We start from the raw sequence: 21364 nt of genomic DNA on the forward strand, positions 1-21364 counted from the left end.
CTCGCAAGATGATCCTGTTCCCTGAGTTGCTGGACCTGCCCCGCCGCCTGCGCCATCCCGAAGTGCGGGATCTGGCGTGGGTGATCGTCGCCCCACCGATGCTCATCGACACCCCTTGGCCCCAGCGTCACCCGCTGGCGGGCAGCGACTGGGTGCAGCAACCCCATCGATTGGAGCATTGGCTTCGCCAGCTGGACCGCGACAGCTACCCGTTGCTGCAATGCCTGTCCCAAGGTCGGACGCGGCGCCTGGGCCTGTATTACGAAAGGCTGTGGCAGTTTGCCGTGCAACACGCGCCGGGCATCGAACTGATCGCGGCGAACCTGCCGATCCGTCGCGAAGGCCATACGCTGGGGGAACTGGACCTGTTGCTGCGCGATGGCGAAGGTGTGCACCACCTGGAACTGGCGATCAAGCTATACCTGGGCCCGCAACAGGGCAACGGCCACGACACTGCGCAATGGCTCGGCCCCGGCTGCCATGACCGTCTCGACCGCAAGCTGGCGCACCTGCGCGAGCACCAACTGCCGATTTCAGCCCGCCCGGAAAGTCGTCAGGCCCTGGCTGCGCTGGGCATCGAATCGTTTCGCCCACACCTATGGCTCGGCGGTTATCTGCTCTACCCCTGGCCCGGCGAGGCCGAACCACCGAGCGGCGCGCACCCCAGGCATTTGCGCGGCCGTTGGCTGCATCAACGCGATTGGCCTGGGTTCATCGGCCAACGGCCTCCGGGCCGCTGGCAGCCCCTGCCCCGCGCCGCCTGGCTGGCCCCGGCCCATTATCCGCCGGACCAGGTCTGGACTGCCGCGCAACTGGACGCCTGGCGAACCGCACTCGACCCCATGGCGCCGGCACAACTGATGGTGCGCCTGACGGAAAATGCCGAGGGCGAATGGGAAGAAGCCGAGCGGGCGTTCCTTGTGGCGGATCTTTGGCCGGATGTGCCGGGCAACGGCTAAGCTTTGAAATGCCCTTCTGGGCACCATCGCGAGCAGGCTCGCTCCCACATTTGGAATGCAATTTCCTGTGGGAGCGAGCTTGCTTGCGATTGAGGCCGACGCCATCTAAGGGACAACCGCACAACCAACGCCGGCACCGTCAACACAGATCAAAGCTTCTTGTGCTGCTCGACCCACTTGCTATAGCTATCGATGAACTTCTGCAAAAACGGCCTGACCGAATCCGAGAGGTTGCCCGCTTCGTCGAACGCGGTCCCCGCGCCACTCAGGTAGGCTTCCGGTTGTTGCATGCAGGGCACATCGAGAAACACCAGGGATTGGCGCAGATGATGGTTGGCGCCGAAACCACCCATCGCACCGGGTGAAGCGCTGATCACCGCGCCTGGCTTGCCACTCAGGCAACTCTGGCCGTAAGGGCGCGAGCCAACGTCGATGGCGTTTTTCAGAGGGGCCGGCACCGAGCGGTTGTATTCCGGGGTTACGAACAGCAGCGCGTCGGCGGCGCCTACTTGCTCGCGAAACCTGGCGTAGGCTTGGGGCGGTGTCACGTCAATGTCTTCGTTGTACAGCGGCAGTTCGCCTATCTCGACGATATTCAGCTTGAGGTTGGTTGGCGCCAGCTCCGCCAACGCCAACGCAATCTTGCGGTTGATCGACGCCTTGCGCAGGCTGCCCACCAAAACGGCAACGTTGTAGACATTACTCATCAGAGGTTCTCAATTGTCGGCTCATAGGAAGCCTGTAGTTATAGATGATCGGCACGACAATTGGACCAATGGAGCGTCGAAAACCTGCCGCACGGACTATTTTTTTCTTGTAGGAAAACTTACCGCGCTCGGCAAAGGTCTACAGAACCGCAAATCGAGTGATCTATTTCCAGAGGTTCTAAGCAATGGCAACAGTACTTGTCGGACAGTTTCATGCGCGGGACGCTGAAGGACGCGTCTATTCTGTGCATGAATTCCAAGAATCAGACCCGTCCCAGGACGGCATTGGCAAGGATGTCATCACCTATAAGCTGGCCATTGGCGATCGAGTCAGCAAGTTGGATGAGGAGAAATTTCTCCTGGTGCAGTCCGGCATCGAACTGATCCGCGAACCCGAACCGCAAATAGCGCTGTAACCCGGTTTCTTGAGCAGAAGTCGCACCCGTAATTGGGTTAGGATTCAGCCTCCCAATGGCTTACCTGCCTAAAACGGACTTCTTGCATGCGTTTACGCCACATCGAAGTGATCCAGGCGCTGCTGCAGACCGGCCACCTCGCAACCGCGGCCGAATGGCTGCAATTGCCGGTGGCCGAAGTCGAGTCGATCCTGCGCGATGCAGAAGCCCAGCTCGGTTTCATGCTGTTTGCCAGCGTTCGCGGACGATTGCAGGCCACCCGCGAAACCCTGGAGTTGCGCGAAGGCATTACGCAGCTTTACGACACCCTCGAGCCAATACAGCGGCTGGCCAGCAGCTTGAAACATCATCAGGCCCCGCCCCTGCGCATCATCTGCACCCCGCCGCTGGCGCAACAGTTGCTGCCCCTGGGCATCGCCGCCCTGCGTCGGCGCCATCCGGATGCGCCTTGCACCCTGCTCAGCGAACCAACCCGCGATATCGTCAAGAGCCTGTTGCTGCGTGAAAGCGACTTGGGCCTGAGCCTGCACGATCCGGAACACCCGGACATCCACTGCCAGACAATCGCCCAAGGCAAACTGCAATTGCTGGCGCCCCACGGCTGGCTGCAACCTCGGCAGAAATACATTTCAATACAGGACTTGGCGGGCCAGTCGCTGGTGGGGCTTGATGGTCATGACCCGCTGAGCCCGGCATTCGACCACAAGCTCGCGGCGCTGCGCCCCACACCGGTGATCCAGATTCGTGTGCAGACGCACCAGATGATGCGCGCGATGGTCGAAGCCGGCGAAGGCCTCGCCATCGTCGATCCATTCACCGCCTCGGGCGCCAAGGGCAGCGGGCTGGATATCTGCCCGGTGTCACCAGCCGTTCCGATCTGCCTTTACGCACTGAGCCTGAACGGTGTGCAGCCCTCGCCGACGGTCCAAGCGCTGCTGGAACGAATTACGGAACAAGCCGAGGCGTTGCTGAACCACTGATCGTCATGCCCAGCGGATCGTCGAACAACCGGTACCAGAACAGCGCCACCTCGGCGGTATGCCGATCGATGCCGCGATAGCGCAAATGATCGATCCCGCCGAGCACGTAGCCGCAACGTTCGTAGAGACGGCAGGCACCCAGGTTATTGTTCTGGGTTTCCAACATGATGCCCGGCAGTTTTTTCTTGCGGCTCCAGAACTGGGCCACGTCCAACAGTGCCTTGGCCACCCCATGCCGGCGAGCCGGGGCATGCACCGCCAACTCATCGATATGGGCATAGCCATTCCAGTTGGTGCTGATCACCAGGTGACCCACTGGCTGGTCGTCCAGGTAGGCCATGAAGATTTCGCTGTCGGGGGCATCCCGGAAACTGGCGAATTCTTCAGGATCGATACCGTAGCACTTGCGGTAGGGAACGATCGGCGTCACCGGCCATTGGCTCACCGGCCGGCCGATCTGCGGCGTACCGTAGGCGCTGACGTCAAAACTGAAATCACTGCCCCAGACATACACGGCAAAGCCGTCGTCGACGACGCGTACCGAGAGGCCGGGATGCTTGGGATTCTTGACCGGTTGCATACAGGGAAAGGTCCTCATTCCTTGAGGCAATCAACGGCACAGTGCCATCCATTGCCCTTGCCTCTCGAATCTTCACACATCAAGCGGGTATCCATGGCCTGCCTTGCTTCAGGTTAGAAGGTACTGGCGATTGTCGCGAGAAATGATCGGTATGAACCGTGGATCCGGATCAATTCGCGGCGGCCTGCGCCTCAGCCAGTTGCGTCCACAATGCCGGGGCGCCCGCGGACTTGGCGATCGCTTCCAGACGCGCGGCATGTTCGGCCAGGTCGCTTTCGCTGGCGCGGATGATCCGGGCCGGCTTGCGGTCCGCAGGCAAGCGACGGATTTCGGTCGCCTGGTTGCCCGAACCTTCGCCGGTACCGTTGCCGTCCGAGGCGTTACCGGCCAGGGACAGGCTGGTCTGCCCGCCGGTCATGGTCAGGTAGACGTCGGCAAGGATTTCGGAGTCGAGCAAGGCGCCGTGCAGCTCACGGCCGGAGTTGTCGACGCCGTAGCGCTTGCACAAGGCGTCGAGACTGTTGCGCTGCCCCGGATGCCGTTCGCGGGCCATCATCAACGTGTCGAGAATGGTGCAGTGCTGGGTGATATCGGCGCGGTCGTGCTGGCCCAACAGGGCGAATTCATTGTTGATGAACCCGACGTCGAACGCCGCGTTATGAATGATCAGCTGGGCGCCCTGGATGAACTCGAAGAATTCATCGGCCACCTCGGCGAAACGCGGCTTGCCCACCAAAAATTCATTGGTGATGCCGTGCACGCCAATGGCACCCTCGTCACTTTCGCGGTCCGGTTGCAGGTAAACGTGGAAATGACGGCCGGTCAGGCGCCGACCCATCAGCTCGACACAGCCGATTTCAATAATCCGGTGACCGTCGGTCACCGGCATGCCGGTGGTTTCGGTATCCAGTACTACAGATCTGTTGGCCATCAGTGTTCAATTCTCAACGGGCAGTCTTGCAAAAGCGCGGATCTTACCATGCTATGAGGTGGGATTAGCCTGGGACCGCATTTGTGGCGAGGGAGCTTGCTCCCACTAGGTTGCGCAGCGACCGCCGAAAGGGGCCTGCTTCGCCCGAGGCGCCGGACCGGTCCAGCGGGAGCAAGCTCCCTCGCCACGATTATTTCCATTTGCCAAAAATCAGATCCGGCCGGATCAGGACTGCTTGTAGCCGCGCACCTCATCCACTCCTCGATTGGCCAACTGGTCGGCCCGTTCGTTTCCGTGGTGACCAATGTGGCCACGTACCCATTTCCAGGTGACGTTGTGGCGGTTGACCTGCTCGTCCAGCAATTTCCAGAGGTCGGCGTTCTTGACCGGTTCTTTCGCCGCCGTCTTCCAGCCGCGCTTCTTCCAGTTCGCCATCCACTCGTTGATGCCTTTCATTACATACTGCGAGTCGGTCACCAGCAGCACGTCGCAAGGACGCTTGAGCTCTTCCAACCCCCGAATGGCGCCCATCAGCTCCATGCGGTTGTTGGTGGTATTGGCTTCGCCGCCCCAGAGCTCCTTTTCCACGCCCTTGCACACCAGCAATGCACCCCAGCCACCCGGGCCAGGGTTGCCCTTGCAGGCGCCATCAGTGAAGAGTTCCACGCTATCGCTCATGCCAATCAATCCAAAAAACAAAAGGCCGCCGCCCAGGGCCGATCAGCGCCCGGAGCCGGATACGGCCAGAACCATCGATAAAGGGATTACGGCTCGATGTGGCGACGGTTGACCTTGGCCATCGGCAAGGGAATCAGCTTGCCCATCGGCTCGCGTCGCGCCTGACGCACCGGGCGCAGCCCGACCGCGATCTTGCGCGCCACCAATAAATAGAAGCCGCCACCGGACAATTGCCAGTCACCCGCCTTGCGCTCCCAGCCAGCCAATCGGGCCTGCCACTTGGGCGACGCAAGCGGCGGACGATAGCACCCGAAGCGGCGTTTCTCCAGCGCGAAACCCAGCAGGTTGAGCCAGTCGCCGACCCGCGAGGCCGAAATGCAACGGGCCTGGCGCAGCGCATCGCTGGCAAATACATGGCGCAATCCCCAACTGCTCCAGGGGTTGATGCCGATGATCAACAGATGCCCACCGGGCCGCACGCTGCTGGCGGCTTCGCGCAACAGCCCATGGGGCGACAGGCAGAAATCCAGGCCGTGCTGCATCACCACCACATCGGCGGCATGCTCGCTCAAGGGCCAGGCCTGCTCCTCGCAAACGATCTCGACGCCCGGCAACGGCGCCCCCAAGCGCACGTTGCGCTGGACCTGAGGCGCCGACGGTGGCGTTTGCGCCGAAGGACCGTAATGCACCAGATAGCCGCCAAAGAACCGGCCCAACTCGTCTTCGAGCATGCGCCGTTCTTCTTCCAGCAGAAATTGCCCGACAGGGCCGGACAGCCACTCACGGGCAGAGCTGATCAATGCCAGCCAGTCAGGATCGGCCTGAGCGAACGCTTCATCGGTCATTGCATTCTCCAACGCGTCAGGAAGTTCTAAGATGCGCCTTTGTTTTGAGCTTGGCGAATTCGACGATGATACAGATCACTGCCCTACCCGCGTTTAACGATAACTACATTTGGTTGTTACAAGACCACTCGACGCAGACTTGCGCCGTGGTCGATCCAGGCGACGCCGCGCCAGTGCAGGGGTGGCTCGAGGCTCATCCCGACTGGGTCTTGAGCGACATCCTGGTCACCCACCATCACCACGATCATGTCGGCGGTGTCGCCGCGCTGAAAAGCGCGACCGGCGCCACCGTCTACGGCCCGGCCAGCGAAAACATCCCGGCGCGAGACATCGCCCTTAACGACCACGCGAAAGTCAATGTGCTGGGCCTGGACTTCGATGTTTATGCGGTTCCCGGGCACACATTGGGGCATATCGCCTACTACCACCGTGGCCTGCTGTTCTGTGGCGACACGCTGTTCGCCGCCGGTTGCGGACGGCTTTTCGAGGGCACGCCCGAACAGATGCACCACTCCCTGGGCCGCCTCGCCGCGCTCCCTGAAGATACGCTTGTCTACTGCACCCATGAATACACCTTGAGCAATCTGAAATTCGCCGCCGCGATCGAGCCGTCCAACCCAGACGTTGCCGCCCGCCTGGAGAAAGTCACCCAGCAGCGCAACCAGGGCATCATCACCCTGCCCTCGACCCTGGCTCTGGAAAAACTCACCAATCCGTTTTTGCGCACCGCTGAAACATCCGTTAAACAAAAAGCAGACGAACGGAACGGTCAACCCAACCAGACGGCGAGTGAGGTTTTTGCGGCCTTGAGGGCCTGGAAAGATAAGTTCTAAGGCAGCTACCGATTGATACAAAAATTCTGAATGGTTGACCTGCTGGGGTGCGCTTCCTAGAATCGGCCGACATTTTTGCCCGGAACTTACTTCCAGCCAATGTCGTCATCTATTCGCAGGTCCGTCCAGTCAGACACACTGACCCGCTTGGCCCAGGCCATCGCGGTGGCAGTGTCCGCCACGCTGGCGGGCTGTCAGAGCACCGGCCAGGTGCCACAGAGCGATGCTGCGCATAAGCCGAATGTCGCCGCGCGGGCCAAGCAAAAACCTGTGTGGCTCACGGAAAAGCCTACCCCCCAGGTGCCCCAGGATGTGTGGGAACGCATGCGCCAGGGCTTCCAGCTCCAGGAAACCGCCGGCGTCAACCCGCGCATCGAGCAGCAGCGTTTGTGGTTCGCCAGCAACCCTTCATTCCTGGAAAATGCCGGCGAGCGCGGCAGCTTATATATCCACTACATCGTCGAGCGTCTTGAAGAACGCAACATGCCGCTGGAGCTGGCGCTGTTGCCGGTGATCGAAAGCGCTTACAACCCCATGGCCTATTCCCGGGCCAATGCAGTGGGACTGTGGCAATTCATCCCTTCCACCGGGCGTTATTTCAACCTGCGCCAGACCCGCTTCTACGACGGCCGTCGTGACATTACCGCGTCCACCACCGCCGCGATGGACTACCTGACGCGCCTGCACGACATGTTCAACGGTGACTGGTTGCTGGCACTGGCGGCCTATAACGCTGGTGAAGGCACGGTCAGCCGCGCCATCGAGCGCAACGAGAAGCTTGGCCTGCCCACCGACTACTGGAACCTGCCGCTGCCCAGCGAAACACAGGCCTACGTGCCCAAGCTGCTCGCGCTGTCCCAGGTCGTGTTGGCTCCGGACGCCTATGGCGTGAACCTCAACCCGATCGCCAACGAGCCGTACTTCCAGGTCGTCGAGATCAACCAGCGCATGGACCTGTCGAAGGTCGCGGCGGTGGCGAACATCGACGAGGACGAGCTGTTCCAGCTCAACCCGGCCTTCAAGCAGCGCACCACCATCGACGGCCCGCAGCACCTGCTGGTGCCGACCTCCAAGGCGCAACTGCTGACCGCCAGCCTGTCGACCATGCGCCCGGAAGAACTGATCAGCCCTCGCTCGCTCAAGCCAGTCTTCGAGACCGCCGATGACAGCGAAGTGGAAGGCGCAAGGCGCACCTACCGCGTCAAGCGCGGCGACAACCTGGCCCAGATCGCCAAGGCCAACAAGGTCCAGACCAAGGACTTGCAGCGCTGGAACAAGCTCAGCGGCAACAAGCTCAAGGTCGGTCAAACGTTGGTGATGCAGGACGTCAAGGCCACCAAGGCCCGCGGCAAGCGCATCAACACCGTCGTGGCCGCCAAGGGCAAGGAACAAAAGAAGCAGACCCAATACAAGGTCAAGCAGGGTGACTCGCTGTACGTCGTCGCCAAGCGCTTCAATGTCGAAATGCAGCACCTCAAGCGCTGGAACCCGCGCATGGGCAAGGCGCTCAAGCCTGGGCAGATGTTGACGGTCTATTCCCCACACTAAGCTTATCGATGGCTGAAGGGCTGTGCCCGAGCAGCATTCGTGGCGAGGGAGCTTGCTCCCTCGCCACGAATGCATGCTCGCCCCGGCTTCGCCTAATCTGAGAGGCTTTGGCCCACCGCCTTTTTCCCGCCCATACAAGCTGTTACTGTACAGGCCATAAATGCCCAAGCCGCCTGGATCGGATCCCAGACTTGATACGCCCCCTCCTCCTGCTCCTGATCAGCCTGGCATCGAGCCCTGCCGCCGACGCTACCATCAGCGAAAGCCATGGCTATGCGCAATTCGGCACGCTGAAATACCCGGCCCGGTTCACCCACTTCGACTGGGTCAACCCGCAAGCGCCCAAGGGCGGCACCTTGCGGATCATGGCGTTTGGCACCTTCGATACCCTCAATCCCTATACATTCAAGGGCAGCAGCCCGGTTTCCACGCCGAACTTCCTGCAATACGGCATCAATGAGCTGAACGAACCGCTCATGGTAGGCACTGGCCAATATGCGCCCTCAGGGGATGAGCCAACGTCGAGTTACGGCTTGATCGCCCAGTCGGTGGAGTACAGCGAGGACCGCAGCTGGGTGGTGTTCAACCTGCGGCCCGAAGCGCGCTTTCATGATGGCGTGCCGATCACTGCCTATGACGTAGCGTTTTCCTACCGAACGCTGCTCAAAGATGGCCATCCGCAATACCGGACCAATTTGCAGGAAGTGCTGCGGGTGGATGTCCTCAACCCGCTGAAAATCCGCTTCGTGTTCAAGCGCTCGGGCAATCCGCTGCTGATCCTGCGCCTGGGTGAGCTGCCGGTGTTGCCGCAGCATTATTGGAAAGACCGCGATTTCAAGGCGACCACCTTCGAGCCGCCGTTGGGCAGCGGGCCTTATCGCATCACCAAAGTGCAGCCAGGTCGCCAATTGGTGTTCGAGCGAGTCAAGGACTACTGGGGCAAGGATCTGCCGGTCAATCGTGGCAAGTACAACGTCGATCGAATGGAAGTGGATTTCTACCGAGACAGCGGCGTCGCCTTCGAAGCCTTCAAGGCCGGTGAGTTTGACATCTACATCGAGCACCAGGCCAAGAACTGGGCCAACGGGTACAACTTTCCGGCGGTGAACCGTGGCGATGTGATCAAGGCGCAGATTCCCCACCAGATTCCGACCCAGACCCAGGGCCTGTTCATGAACACCCGGCGCGCCACCTTCGGCGAGGTCAAGGTCCGAGAAGCCCTGGGGTTGATGTTCGATTTCGAATGGACCAACCGCACCCTGTTCAGCGGCGCGTACAAACGAACCCTCAGCTATTACCCCAACAGCGAATTCTCCGCCACTGGCCTGCCCGTCGGCCACGAGTGGCTGTTGCTCAAACCTTACCGTGAACAACTGCCCCCTCGATTACTGACCGAGCCCTTCAGCCTGCCCCAAACCGACGGGCGCGGCATTCCCCGGGAAACCCTGCGCAGGGCCCTTGGCCTGCTGAAGGAAGCCGGCTGGACCCTCAACGGCCAGCACCTGCTCAACGCCGCCGGCCAACCCCTGCGCTTCGAGATCCTGCTGGTCAACCCGAACCTGGAGCGCATCCTGCAGCCCTACGTCGAAAACCTGGCCAGCATTGGCATCCAGGCCCGAGTGCGCACAGTGGATCGTGCCCAGTACAAGCAGCGATTGGACCAGTTCGACTTCGACATGATTTTGCTGACCCTGGGCCAGACCCTCAGCCCGGGTCTTGAACAATGGCAGTATTTCCACTCCAGCCAGGTCGGGATCAAGGGCAGCAAGAACTACGCGGGAATCGCCAATCCAGTGGTTGACCATCTGCTGGAAAAACTGCTCTCCGCCCAGACCCGCGACGAACAAGTCGCCGCCGGCAAGGCCCTGGACCGGGTCCTGCTGTGGCAGCATTACTGCATTCCCAACTGGTATATCAATTACCATCGCCTGGCGTATCGCAACCGGTTCGCCTTTGTCACCACGCCGCCCTACACCCTGGGCCTGAGCGCGTGGTGGCTGAAATCTTCGGAGAAAGATCAATGAAGCCTCTACGCGCCCTGCTTCTGCAGGCCGGCAGTTTGTTATTCGCCGGGCTGGCCTGCGCCGCGCCGCAGCACGCCGTGACCTTGTACAACGAGCCACCAAAGTACCCGGCCAATTTCAAGCATTTCGACTACGTGAACCCCGATGCCCCCAAGGGCGGAATATTCCGTCAGGGTGGCTTTGGCAGCTTCGACAGCCTCAACCCATTCATCAGCAAAGGCGTACCTGCCGATGACATCGGCCTGATCTACGACACCTTGGCCAAGCAAGGCCTGGATGAGCCCTTCACCGAATACGGCCTGGTCGCGGAAAAAATCGAGAAAGCGCCGGACAACGGCTGGGTGCGCTTTTACCTGCGCCCCGAAGCGCGCTTCAACGACGGCCACCCCATGCGCGCCGAAGATGTCGTGTTCAGCTTCGAGACCCTGACCAAGGATGGCGCGCCGATGTTCCGCGGCTATTACAACGATGTGGCCGAGGTCATCGCCGAAGACCCACTCAAGGTTCTGTTCAAGTTCAAGCACACCCATAACCGTGAACTGCCGCTGATCCTCGGCCAACTGCCGGTATTGCCCAAGCATTGGTGGGCCAGCCGCGATTTCAGCAAGGGCAACCTGGAAATTCCCCTGGGCAGCGGGCCCTACAAGGTCACCGAAGTAAAGGCCGGACGTTCGATCCGCTATGAGCGGGTGAAGGATTATTGGGGCAAGGACCTGCCGGTGAACCGCGGTTTCTATAACTTCGACGTATTGACCACCGACTATTACCGCGACAACACCGTGGCGGTGGAAGCCCTCAAGGCCGGACAGTTCGATTACTGGCTGGAAATGACCGCGAAGAACTGGGCCAACGCCTACAACATCCCCGCCGTGACCGAAGGCCGCCTGATCAAGGAACAGATTCCCAACGGCAACCCTACGGGCATGCAAGGCTTCATCTTCAACCTGCGCCGCCCGGTGTTCCAGGATGTACGGGTGCGCCAGGCCCTGAGCCTGCTGTTGGACTTCGAATGGACCAACAAGCAGTTGTTCAACGGTGCCTACGCCCGCACCCGCAGCTATTTCGAGAATTCGGAAATGGCCGCCACCGGGTTGCCCGGCGAAGACGAGCTGAAGATTCTCGAACCCTTGCGCGGCAAGATTCCCGAGCAAGTCTTCACCGAAGCCTTCCAACCTTCGGTCTGCGACGGCAGCGGCATGATCCGCGACCAGCAACGCAAGGCCTATCAGCTGTTGCAGGAAGCCGGCTGGCGCATCGTCGATGACAAGATGGTCGATGCCCAAGGTAAGCCGGTGGTGCTGGAGTTCCTGCTGGCCCAGACCGAATTCGAACGGATCCTGCTGCCGTTCAAACGCAACCTGAGTGACCTGGGCATTGAACTTGTGATCCGCCGCGTCGACGTGTCGCAATACATCACCCGCGTGCGTTCGCGGGACTTCGATATGGTGGTGGGCAGCTTTCCGCAATCCAGCTCGCCAGGAAACGAGCAGCGCGAATTCTGGATGTCGGCCGCTGCGGACAAACCCGGCAGCCGCAACACCATGGGCCTCAAGGACCCTGCCGTGGACCAACTGGTGGAACAGTTGATCAACGCTGACTCGCGCAAGAGCCTGGTGGCCCATGCCCGGGCGTTGGACCGGGTCCTGCAATGGGGCTATTACGTAATTCCCAACTGGCACATCAAGACCTGGCGCGTGGCCTACTGGAACCACATCGGCCACCCGAAAGTCACGCCGACCTATGACATCGGCACCACTACATGGTGGGTCAAGCCGGAGGTCAAGCCAGCCGATGAGGTAGAAAAGCAGGTCATCGAGCAGCAAATCGCCGCTCCCGAGAGTGTGGAGTAACCCGATGCTGGCTTATATTTTTCGGCGGCTGTTGCTCATCATCCCGACGCTGTTCGGCATCCTGCTGATCAACTTCGTCATCATCCAGGCCGCGCCCGGCGGCCCGGTGGAGCAAATGATCGCCAAGCTCGAAGGGTTCGAAGGCGCCACCAGCCGCATCGCTGGCGGCGGTGCCGAGGTATCGGTGGCAGGTTCCTCCTCTTACCGCGGCGCCCAGGGCCTGGACCCGGCGCTGGTCAAGGAAATCGAGCGCATGTACGGCTTCGACAAGTCCGCCCCGGAGCGCCTGTGGATCATGATCAAGAACTACGCCCGCCTGGACTTCGGTGACAGTTTCTTCCGCGACGCCAAGGTCATTGACCTGATCAAGGAAAAGATGCCCGTGTCCATCTCCCTCGGGCTATGGAGCACACTGATCATGTACCTGGTGTCCATCCCCTTGGGGATCGCCAAGGCGACGCGGCACGGCAGTCATTTCGATGTGTGGACCAGTTCGGCGATCATCGTCGGCTATGCGATCCCGTCGTTCCTATTTGCCATCTTGTTGATCGTGGTGTTTGCCGGCGGCAGCTATTTCGACTGGTTCCCGCTGCGTGGGCTGACATCCAACAACTTTGATGAACTGACCCTGGGCGGCAAGATCCTCGACTATTTCTGGCACCTGGCCTTGCCAGTGACCGCGCTGGTGATCGGCAACTTCGCCACCATGACGCTGCTGACGAAGAACAGCTTCCTCGATGAAATCAACAAGCAGTATGTGGTCACCGCCAAGGCCAAGGGCCTGACCCGCAACCGCGTGCTGTATGGCCATGTGTTTCGCAACGCAATGTTGTTGGTGATCGCCGGCTTTCCTTCGGCCTTCATTGGCATTTTCTTCACCGGCTCGCTGCTGGTGGAAGTGATCTTCTCCCTCGACGGCCTGGGCCTGATGAGTTTCGAAGCCGCGATCAACCGCGACTACCCCGTGGTATTCGGCACACTGTTCATCTTCACCTTGCTGGGGCTGGTGGTGAAATTGATTGGCGACCTGACCTACACCTTCGTCGATCCGCGCATCGATTTCGAAAGCCGGGAGCATTGAGATGAACCTGTCCCCTCTCAATCGCCGCCGTTTCGAACTGTTCAAGGCCAACAAGCGCGGCTGGTGGTCGCTGTGGCTGTTCCTGGTGCTGTTCGTGCTGAGCCTGGGCGCCGAGCTGATCGCCAACGACAAACCGCTGGTGGTGCATTACGACGGCGGCTGGTATTTCCCGGCCCTAAAGCGCTACCCCGAGACCACCTTTGGCGGCGAATTCCCGCTGGAGGCCAACTACAAGAGCCCGTACATCCGTGAGTTGCTGGCCGCCAAGGACGCCTGGGTGGTGTGGGCACCGATTCCGTTCAGCTACCAGAGCATCAACTACGACCTGAAAGTCCCGGCACCGGCGCCGCCCTCCTCGGTGAACTGGCTCGGTACCGATGACCAGGGGCGCGATGTGCTGGCGCGGGTGATCTACGGTTTTCGTATCTCGGTGCTGTTTGCCCTGACGCTGACGGTGCTCAGCTCGATCATCGGGGTGATCGCCGGTGCCCTGCAGGGTTTCTACGGGGGCTGGGTGGACCTGGCCGGCCAGCGCTTCCTGGAGATCTGGTCCGGGTTGCCGGTGCTGTACCTGCTGATCATCCTCGCCAGTTTCGTCCAGCCCAACTTCTGGTGGCTACTGGGCATCATGCTGCTGTTTTCCTGGATGAGCCTGGTGGACGTCGTGCGCGCCGAGTTCCTGCGCGGCCGCAATCTGGAATACGTGCGCGCCGCTCGCGCATTGGGCATGCAGAACGGCGCGATCATGTTCCGCCACATCCTGCCCAACGCCATGGTCTCGACCATGACGTTCATGCCGTTCATCCTCACCGGCGCCATCGGCACCCTCACCGCCCTGGATTTCCTCGGCTTCGGCCTGCCGGCGGGCGCGCCTTCCCTGGGCGAGCTGGTAGCCCAGGGCAAGTCCAACCTCCAGGCGCCGTGGCTGGGCATCAGCGCGTTCGCCGTACTGGCGATCATGCTGAGCCTGCTGGTGTTCATCGGCGAGTCCGCTCGCGATGCCTTCGATCCGAGGAAGTGAAATGAACCAGGACAATCTGATCGAAGTACGCGACCTGGCGGTGGAGTTCGTCGTCGGCGAACGCCGCCAGCGGGTGGTCGAAGGCGTCAGCTTCGACATCAAGCGAGGCGAAACCCTGGCCCTGGTGGGCGAAAGCGGTTCGGGCAAGTCCGTGACGGCCCACTCCATCCTGCGCTTGCTGCCCTATCCGCTGGCCCATCATCCCACCGGAACCATCCAGTACGCGGGCCAGGACCTGCTGGGCCTGAAGGAAAAAACCATCCGCCATATTCGCGGCAACCGGATCGCGATGATTTTCCAAGAGCCGATGACGTCGCTGAATCCCTTGCACTGCATCGAAAAACAGCTCAACGAAGTGCTCGGCATCCACAAGGGCCTGACTGGCAAGGTCGCTACCCGCCGCTCCCTTGAACTGTTGGAGCTGGTCGGCATTCCTGATCCGCACAAGCGCCTCAAGGCCCTGCCCCATGAACTGTCCGGTGGCCAGCGGCAACGGGTGATGATCGCCATGGCCTTGGCCAATGAGCCGGAACTGCTGATCGCCGACGAACCGACCACCGCGCTGGACGTCACCGTGCAGCTGAAAATCCTCGAACTGCTCAAGGATTTGCAAGCACGCCTGGGCATGTCGCTGCTGCTTATCAGCCACGATTTGAACCTGGTGCGAAGAATTGCGCATCGCGTATGTGTCATGCAGCGCGGTTGCATCGTCGAACAGGCATCGTGCGCAGAGTTGTTCCGCGCGCCGCAACATCCGTACACTCGGGAATTACTGGCCGCCGAGCCCAGCGGCAACCCGGCAAACAACGTCGTCGGCCCGCCGCTGTTGCAGGTCGAGGACCTGAAAGTCTGGTTCCCGATCAAGAAAGGCGTGTTCAAGCGTACGGTGGATTACATCAAGGCGGTGGACGGAATCCGCTTCAGCCTGCCCCAGGGCCAGACCTTGGGCATCGTCGGCGAAAGTGGGTCCGGCAAGTCGACCCTGGGGCTGGCGATCTTGCGGTTGATCGGCAGCCAGGGCGCGATCCGCTTCGAGGGCAAGCAGCTCGACTGCCTGTCACAGCAGCAGGTCCGGCCGCTGCGCCGGGAGATGCAAGTGGTGTTTCAGGACCCGTTCGGCAGCCTGAGCCCACGGATGTGTGTGAGCCAGATCGTCGGCGAAGGGTTGCGGATCCACAAGATCGGCACCCCGGCAGAACAGGAACAAGCGATAATCGCGGCATTGAAGGAGGTAGGCCTGGACCCGGAAACCCGGAACCGCTACCCCCATGAATTTTCCGGAGGGCAACGGCAGCGCATCGCCATTGCCCGGGCCCTGGTGCTCAAGCCGGCGTTGATTCTGCTGGATGAGCCGACGTCGGCCCTGGACCGTACCGTGCAACGCCAGGTGGTGGAGCTGTTGCGGTCGCTGCAAACCAAGTACAACCTGACGTACCTGTTTATCAGCCATGACCTGGCTGTCGTCAAAGCGCTGAGCCACCAGCTGATGGTGGTCAAGCATGGCCAAGTGGTCGAACAAGGTGATGCCCGCAGCATATTCGCCGCGCCGCAACACCCCTATACACAGCAGTTGCTGGAGGCCGCCTTCCTGGCCCCAACAACTGCCGAATAACCTGAAAGAGGAGCAACACATGGGTTTTCTCGCCGGTAAGCGCGTACTGATCGTCGGTGTCGCCAGCAAGCTGTCCATCGCATCCGGCATCGCTGCCGCCATGCATCGCGAGGGCGCTGAGCTTGCCTTCACTTATCAGAACGACAAACTCAAGGGTCGTGTCGAAGAGTTCGCGCAAGGCTGGGGTTCGAGCCCGGAGCTGTGCTTCCCATGCGACGTGGCCAGCGATGAAGAAATCGCCAAGGTCTTCGAAGAACTAAGCAAGAAGTGGGATGGCCTGGACTGCATCGTGCACTCCGTGGGCTTCGCCCCGGGCGACCAGTTGGACGGCGACTTCACCGAAGCCACCACCCGCGAAGGCTTCCGCATCGCCCACGACATCAGCGCCTACAGCTTCGTGGCCCTGGCCAAAGCCGGCCGTGAAATGATGAAAGGCCGCAACGGCAGCCTGCTGACCCTGTCGTACCTGGGCGCCGAGCGCACCATGCCGAACTACAACGTCATGGGGATGGCCAAGGCCTCCCTGGAAGCGGGCGTTCGCTACCTGGCCGGCTCCCTGGGCCCGGACGGCACCCGCGTGAACTGCGTATCGGCCGGCCCGATCCGCACCCTCGCCGCTTCCGGCATCAAGAATTTCCGCAAGATGCTGGCCGCCAACGAAGCGCAAACCCCGCTGCGTCGCAACGTCACCATCGAAGAAGTCGGCAACGCCGGCGCCTTCCTGTGCTCTGACCTGGCGTCGGGCATCAGCGGTGAAATCATGTACGTGGACGGCGGCTTCAACACCACCGCCATGGGCAACATCGAAGAATAATCTTCGCGTTGCAACAAAAACGCCGCTTGACCTGGAAAGGTCAAGCGGCGTTTTCAATTCAATCTTCGTGGACTGGCCAGCAGCAGCAAGGCGAAGGAAAGCAGAAACAACAATGCCGCCAACACCCCGGATACCGCGTCATACAAGTAGGCCAAGGAGACCAACGCCCCCAAGAGTGACGTTACAAAAAGGGGAGCATTGGCAAACGCATACACCCCAATACGCAGCGTGAAAGACCGTCGCGTTAAAAACTGTTGGGCAAAACTGCCTAGCCCCGTCAGGGCGGCAGACGTCGCGGTCAGCACGATCAACACAACCAGGTACATCGCAACTGCCGGAACACCTAGGGTATCGTTGGGATTCCCAGGGTTCTCCATCACAGTGTCCGCCGGGAATAAAAACAGCGCCGCACTGAACTGGCCTAATGATTTTGGACACTTCAATCGGGCGCTATGATAGCGCCCAAATCTGAGGTGTTTGGATATGCGTAAATCTTATTCGAGTGAGTTCAAGCTCAAGGCTGCCAGCATGGTGCTGGATGAAGGCCAGCCGGTTACCGAGGTCTGTGCCAGCCTAGATATCGGCCCCACTGCTCTGCGCCGCTGGGTCGATCAAGTGCAAAAAGAACGCCTGGGTTCGACCCCGGTAGGGGCCAAGGCGATTACCGCTGATCAGCGAGAAATCCAGAGGCTCAAAGCCCTACTCAGGGAGAAAGACCTGGACATTGAAATCCTAAAAAAGGCCAGTGCTCTCCTGCTTTTGGACGCCAAAGATCATTCACGCTGATCGATGAGCTGGACGAGCAATACGGCGTTAAAAGGTGTTGCCGGGCGTTTGGGATCAACCGCAGTAGTTTCTACGCCTGGCGCCAGCGCCAAGGCAGAGCAAATCCTGAACGGGACAAGCTCAAAGCCGCGCTGGTCAGGCACCACAGGGCGTCCAGAGAGTCGGCCGGCGCACGTACTTTGTCCAAGGAGCTAAAAGCCAAAGGGCATCGTATCGGACGTTATATGGCTCGCAGTTTGATGCGCGAAGCTGGCATCGCTAGTCGTCAGCGCAGGCGCCATAAGTACAAGTCGCCGGGCGTTGAGGCATTGGTGGCGCCGCACGTGCTCAAGCGAAAATTTGATGTAACGGCGGTTAACCAGGTGTGGTGTGGCGACGTGACTTACATCAAGGTCGGCAAGCGGTGGATGTACTTCGCCGCCGTTCTGGATCTGTACGCTCGGAGGATCGTGGGTTGGTCGTTCTCGATGATTTCTGATGCCAACCTGACCTGCGAAGCGCTACGCATGGCGGTTGAGCTACGCGGCCACCCCCAGGATGTGTTGTTTCATTCAGACCAAGGTTGTCAGTACACCAGTCATAAATTCCGAAACGAGCTTGTGAAACACGGGTTTAGGCAAAGTATGAGCCGTAAAGGCGAGTGCTGGGACAACGCCCCCATGGAGCGTTTCTTTGGTAGTTTGAAATCAGAGTGGGTTCCTGAAACGGGCTACAAACTGGAACATGAGGCCCGGGCAGACGTGCAGCGCTATGTCTCGCGCTACAACATCAGCAGGCCTCACAGCTACAACGACTACCGGTCGCCGGTCGCGAAGGAAAGGTTGGCGGCGTGAACCTTAATCGGTGTCCAAGATTACTTGACCAGTTCACACACGCTGCCACCATGCAAAAGATAGCTCCCGCCAGTCTCTTCTCTTCGCGCATCATCGAGGATTACCTTGAGAAATCAATGGGAAGCTCGCCAGTCATTCGTATTTCATAATCCTGCGCTCGGGCAACTCGCCCCACCTGGCGCAGCGCAGTCGTCGCTTTTTCATCAAATACCCCACGATGATTGCTGGCGTTCGCGTCGTAGCGATCCGAAAAAGCCTTGGCAGTACCGGTGAATTTAAGGCTACCCGATGTGTTACGGATTACCTTACCGGTAATTTGAAGCGTGATGTTTCCGAGAGAGATCCTCGCGATATTCGAGTCCTGAGCCGTGGAGTAAGGAACCCTTAGATTAACGGTGGTTACTCCAATTCCTGCCGTGTTGATAATCGCCATTAAATCAGGAATTTTGTTCGGCGCAGGGCTGATACCAGTTCTGTCGAGTCGAACGCTGACAGGTTTGCCTTTTCCGAGTAGCCAGTGGCTTATAGCTTTGAAAGGAGTGAAAACGCCTCCAGAAAACTCCTGTTCGGTCGCCAGCTGTTCCGTATTTTTGATTTTCGCCCCCTCCTTTATCCCGAGCTTCCAGGCGCTGGCGGTGTCGAGCTTGGGGTTTCTCAGCACCAATAAATCAGCGCCATGTGCGACCTTCAATTCACCAATGATTATCCCGTCCAGTCCATACCGGACAGGTGAATTATTACGCATCGCTACAAGATGGCGGCCCAGCATCTGAGGCCAATGACCCCGTTCGTACGCCACGTTGCGCTCTTGGATCATTTTCCCAATCATCGCCATTGGAGCAGGGGAAGGAAGGCCTCTCCCGCTTCCGCGTGACGTGCCGTATGTTTCGGGATAAACATATGTCAGGGGGAGTTCGTTGTTCATGGAGGCACCTAACCAAGTCAAATAGTTGTAATGCTGCGGTTTTGACTCAGCATTACGGAATGCAAAACCCATCTTGCGCATTCCAGGTGCCCCTCGTGCGGTACATATTTATAGCGTTGCGCCGACTGGCAACGTGGCGCTTTGTGCAAAACTCACCGTCCTACGTGGCCACCTCTAGAACGGGCCGCGACCTCCTTTGCAGATGCCTCTTGGATGAGCATCCATACGCCCTTCAGTTGCACAAAAACGCCGCTTGGCCTAGAAAGGTCAAGCGGCGTTTTTTTGCTCTGCACATTATCTGTGGAACGAACTTGCAACCCAGTCCAGACCCGCACCGATCTCGAACGGGCATTTTTGGGCGCAGGCGAATACACTCAGGCACAGCCAATAAAACAGGACATCGACCGATGAAGCCCGCCAACCATGACGCTGCCCCACGTTTCTGGCACGACGCGGCGCTGCCTTTCATCGAAGCCCGGGCCATCGCCGATGGGCGCAAGGTCTGTTATTCGCGTCACTCCCACGACCATTTCTCGATCGGTGCGATCACCGCCGGGCGCAGCACGTATCTGCATGAGCAGTCGAGCTTCCAGGTCGAGGGTGGCACGGTGGTGCTGATGAATCCTGGCGACGTCCACGCCTGCAATCCCATCGACAATCAACCCTGGTCCTACGTGATGCTGTATGTCGATACCCAATGGCTAAGGGACCTGCAACGGCGGATCGGCTTTGATCCGTCCATGGAGTTCCAGGCGTTCGACACCACCCACAGCCGCGATGCCGCGCTTTTCTCCGGCCTGTGTGCGCTCTACGAAATACTGGTGGATGAACAGGTCGATACCCGCGCCAAAAAAGATGCCGTCGAGGCGTTTTTCACCGACCTCCAGCATCGGCTCAATCCGGCCGGGCGCCCGGACCGGGGCAGTCACCCTGCTTTGATGCGGGCCGCGCAGTTCATCCATGACCATTGCACCGAAGCCCTCAAGCTCGAGGATATCTGCGCGTTTGCACAGCTCTCGCCGTCCTACTTGAGCCGGGCCTTCAAGCGTCACTACGGTATGACGCCCCACGCTTTCCTGATCAATCGCCGGATCCAATTCGCCCGTCGCCAATTGCGCGAGGGCAAGTTGATTGCCGATGTCGCGCTGCAAAGCGGTTTTGCCGACCAGGCGCATTTCCAACGGGCATTCAAGCAACACCTGGCCGCCACGCCCGGGCAATACCGAGGCTGACACTGCCTCGCCCCGACAGCGTTCCAACCCCAAGGACGGGTTGCTCACGGCAACAACAGATACACCGCGCTCGCCACCAGCAACGCCGCCATGGCCCGATTGAACAGGCGCATGGTCACCGGATTCCCCAGCCAGGTACGCAGGAAGCTGCCGGCGTATGCCCAGCAGCCCACGGACAGGTAGCAGATCACCAAATAGATCGCCGCGAACTGCCACACCAGCGATGCCTCGCCATCGGCGACGAAAGCGCCCATCCCCGCCACGCAGGCCAGCCAGGCCTTGGGGTTGAGCCACTGCATCAGTGCGCCGTAGATCATCGACGGCGCGCGCCCTTCGTCCCGCTCACCCAGCTCGCCGTTGTCCATCGCCAGCTTCCAGGCCATGAACAACAGGAACGCCACCCCCGCCAGTTGCACCACGCGGGTGAGCCCCGGCCAGCGCTGCAAGACTTCGTGCAACCCCAACCCCATCAAGACCAGCAGCAGGACAAACCCCAGGGTGGCGCCGGCGACGTGGCGCAAGGTGGCGCGCAAACCGTACCGAGCGCCGGAACTGAGGGCTACGATATTGACCGGGCCCGGCGTAATGGACGCGACCAGCGCAAAGGTCGCCATGGATAATATCAAGCTCATCACATATCTTCTTCGTTTGAGGAAAGAGGCCCCAAGTTAAACGGGTTGCCCGCACGGGTATTGAAGAAAACTGCCTT

General features: G+C 60.1%; 22 protein-coding genes. 14 read left to right on the forward strand and 8 right to left on the reverse strand.

The features are described 5' to 3' along the window. Positions 1-8: 8 nt before the first annotated feature. Positions 9-959 carry a DUF1853 family protein gene (locus J3P90_RS14790; protein ID WP_420766555.1) on the forward strand — a complete coding sequence of 317 codons (951 nt, stop codon included), beginning with the start codon at positions 9-11 and terminating at the stop codon, positions 957-959. A gap of 149 nt (positions 960-1108) precedes the next feature. Here the strand turns inward: J3P90_RS14790 and J3P90_RS14795 are convergent, their stop codons facing one another. Next, positions 1109-1666, reverse strand: coding sequence for an NADPH-dependent FMN reductase (locus J3P90_RS14795; RefSeq protein WP_420766556.1), 558 nt, complete (start codon positions 1664-1666; stop codon positions 1109-1111). Positions 1667-1851: 185 nt separating this feature from the next. On the opposite strand from J3P90_RS14795, the gene J3P90_RS14800 reads away from it, so the two are divergent. Both J3P90_RS14800 and J3P90_RS14805 read left to right on the forward strand, forming a co-directional pair. Further along, positions 1852-2082 (forward strand): hypothetical protein, encoded by a 231-nt coding sequence (locus J3P90_RS14800; protein WP_420766557.1) that lies wholly within the window; start codon positions 1852-1854, stop codon positions 2080-2082. Positions 2083-2168: 86 nt separating this feature from the next. Beyond that, positions 2169-3062 carry a LysR substrate-binding domain-containing protein gene (locus tag J3P90_RS14805; RefSeq protein WP_434674958.1) on the forward strand — a complete coding sequence of 298 codons (894 nt, stop codon included), beginning with the start codon at positions 2169-2171 and terminating at the stop codon, positions 3060-3062. On the opposite strand, the gene J3P90_RS14810 is transcribed toward J3P90_RS14805, so the two are convergent. From J3P90_RS14810 to J3P90_RS14825, 4 genes are all read right to left on the reverse strand, one after another. Next, positions 3028-3642: a GNAT family N-acetyltransferase gene (locus J3P90_RS14810; RefSeq protein ID WP_420766559.1), complete on the reverse strand. Its 615-nt coding sequence runs from the start codon at positions 3640-3642 to the stop codon at positions 3028-3030. The two genes, J3P90_RS14805 and J3P90_RS14810, sit on opposite strands and share 35 nt — an antisense overlap. A 169-nt stretch (positions 3643-3811) precedes the next feature. Next, positions 3812-4573: a DNA polymerase III subunit epsilon gene (gene dnaQ, locus J3P90_RS14815; protein ID WP_420766560.1), complete on the reverse strand. Its 762-nt coding sequence runs from the start codon at positions 4571-4573 to the stop codon at positions 3812-3814. A 225-nt stretch (positions 4574-4798) separates the two neighbouring features. After that, entirely contained in the window at positions 4799-5251 is a 453-nt protein-coding gene (gene rnhA / locus J3P90_RS14820; RefSeq protein ID WP_420766561.1) for a ribonuclease HI, read from the reverse strand. A gap of 86 nt (positions 5252-5337) precedes the next feature. After that, on the reverse strand, positions 5338-6096 hold the full coding sequence (locus J3P90_RS14825; protein WP_420766562.1) for a class I SAM-dependent methyltransferase: 759 nt from the start codon (positions 6094-6096) through the stop codon (positions 5338-5340). A 65-nt stretch (positions 6097-6161) separates the two neighbouring features. Here J3P90_RS14825 and gloB point away from each other — a divergent pair, with 65 nt between their 5' ends. From gloB to fabI, 8 genes are all read left to right on the forward strand, one after another. After that, entirely contained in the window at positions 6162-6929 is a 768-nt protein-coding gene (gene gloB / locus J3P90_RS14830) for a hydroxyacylglutathione hydrolase (RefSeq protein ID WP_434674959.1), read from the forward strand. Positions 6930-7028: 99 nt separating this feature from the next. Then, the gene (locus J3P90_RS14835) at positions 7029-8477 is read left to right on the forward strand and encodes a transglycosylase SLT domain-containing protein (RefSeq protein ID WP_420766564.1); all 1449 of its coding nucleotides are present in this window, start codon (positions 7029-7031) and stop codon (positions 8475-8477) included. Between the two features lie 194 nt (positions 8478-8671). Then, positions 8672-10501 carry an extracellular solute-binding protein gene (locus tag J3P90_RS14840; protein ID WP_434676580.1) on the forward strand — a complete coding sequence of 610 codons (1830 nt, stop codon included), beginning with the start codon at positions 8672-8674 and terminating at the stop codon, positions 10499-10501. Further along, positions 10498-12351: an extracellular solute-binding protein gene (locus J3P90_RS14845; RefSeq protein WP_434611095.1), complete on the forward strand. Its 1854-nt coding sequence runs from the start codon at positions 10498-10500 to the stop codon at positions 12349-12351. Before J3P90_RS14840 ends, J3P90_RS14845 begins: the two co-directional genes overlap by 4 nt. Positions 12352-12355: 4 nt before the next feature. After that, positions 12356-13432, forward strand: a complete 1077-nt coding sequence (locus J3P90_RS14850; protein ID WP_420766566.1) for a microcin C ABC transporter permease YejB — start codon at positions 12356-12358, stop codon at positions 13430-13432. A 1-nt stretch (position 13433) separates the two neighbouring features. Next, positions 13434-14453: an ABC transporter permease gene (locus J3P90_RS14855; RefSeq protein ID WP_434563729.1), complete on the forward strand. Its 1020-nt coding sequence runs from the start codon at positions 13434-13436 to the stop codon at positions 14451-14453. A 1-nt stretch (position 14454) separates the two neighbouring features. After that, the gene (locus J3P90_RS14860) at positions 14455-16065 is read left to right on the forward strand and encodes an ABC transporter ATP-binding protein (RefSeq protein WP_434674960.1); all 1611 of its coding nucleotides are present in this window, start codon (positions 14455-14457) and stop codon (positions 16063-16065) included. Between the two features lie 19 nt (positions 16066-16084). Further along, a complete protein-coding gene (gene fabI / locus J3P90_RS14865; protein WP_003202751.1) occupies positions 16085-16879 on the forward strand; it encodes an enoyl-ACP reductase FabI in 795 nt (264 codons plus the stop codon). A 53-nt stretch (positions 16880-16932) separates the two neighbouring features. Here the strand turns inward: fabI and J3P90_RS14870 are convergent, their stop codons facing one another. After that, positions 16933-17256: a hypothetical protein gene (locus J3P90_RS14870; RefSeq protein ID WP_434674961.1), complete on the reverse strand. Its 324-nt coding sequence runs from the start codon at positions 17254-17256 to the stop codon at positions 16933-16935. Positions 17257-17362: 106 nt separating this feature from the next. On the opposite strand from J3P90_RS14870, the gene J3P90_RS14875 reads away from it, so the two are divergent. Together J3P90_RS14875 and J3P90_RS14880 are read left to right on the forward strand one after the other, a co-directional pair. Continuing rightward, positions 17363-17665: a transposase gene (locus tag J3P90_RS14875; RefSeq protein WP_014717988.1), complete on the forward strand. Its 303-nt coding sequence runs from the start codon at positions 17363-17365 to the stop codon at positions 17663-17665. Positions 17666-17673: 8 nt separating this feature from the next. Beyond that, the gene (locus J3P90_RS14880) at positions 17674-18498 is read left to right on the forward strand and encodes an IS3 family transposase (RefSeq protein ID WP_434611621.1); all 825 of its coding nucleotides are present in this window, start codon (positions 17674-17676) and stop codon (positions 18496-18498) included. 100 nt (positions 18499-18598) lie between these two features. Here the strand turns inward: J3P90_RS14880 and J3P90_RS14885 are convergent, their stop codons facing one another. Continuing rightward, positions 18599-19495 (reverse strand): lipid II-degrading bacteriocin, encoded by an 897-nt coding sequence (locus tag J3P90_RS14885; protein ID WP_434674962.1) that lies wholly within the window; start codon positions 19493-19495, stop codon positions 18599-18601. A gap of 335 nt (positions 19496-19830) precedes the next feature. Between J3P90_RS14885 and J3P90_RS14890 the strand changes: the two genes are divergently transcribed. Then, a complete protein-coding gene (locus J3P90_RS14890) occupies positions 19831-20655 on the forward strand; it encodes an AraC family transcriptional regulator (RefSeq protein WP_434563727.1) in 825 nt (274 codons plus the stop codon). A gap of 44 nt (positions 20656-20699) precedes the next feature. On the opposite strand, the gene J3P90_RS14895 is transcribed toward J3P90_RS14890, so the two are convergent. Beyond that, positions 20700-21287: a LysE family translocator gene (locus J3P90_RS14895; protein ID WP_420766570.1), complete on the reverse strand. Its 588-nt coding sequence runs from the start codon at positions 21285-21287 to the stop codon at positions 20700-20702. Positions 21288-21364: the final 77 nt, after the last annotated feature.

It is taken from the genome of Pseudomonas sp. D3-10 (assembly GCF_051132175.1).
In the GTDB taxonomy this organism is placed as follows: Bacteria; Pseudomonadota; Gammaproteobacteria; order Pseudomonadales; family Pseudomonadaceae; genus Aquipseudomonas.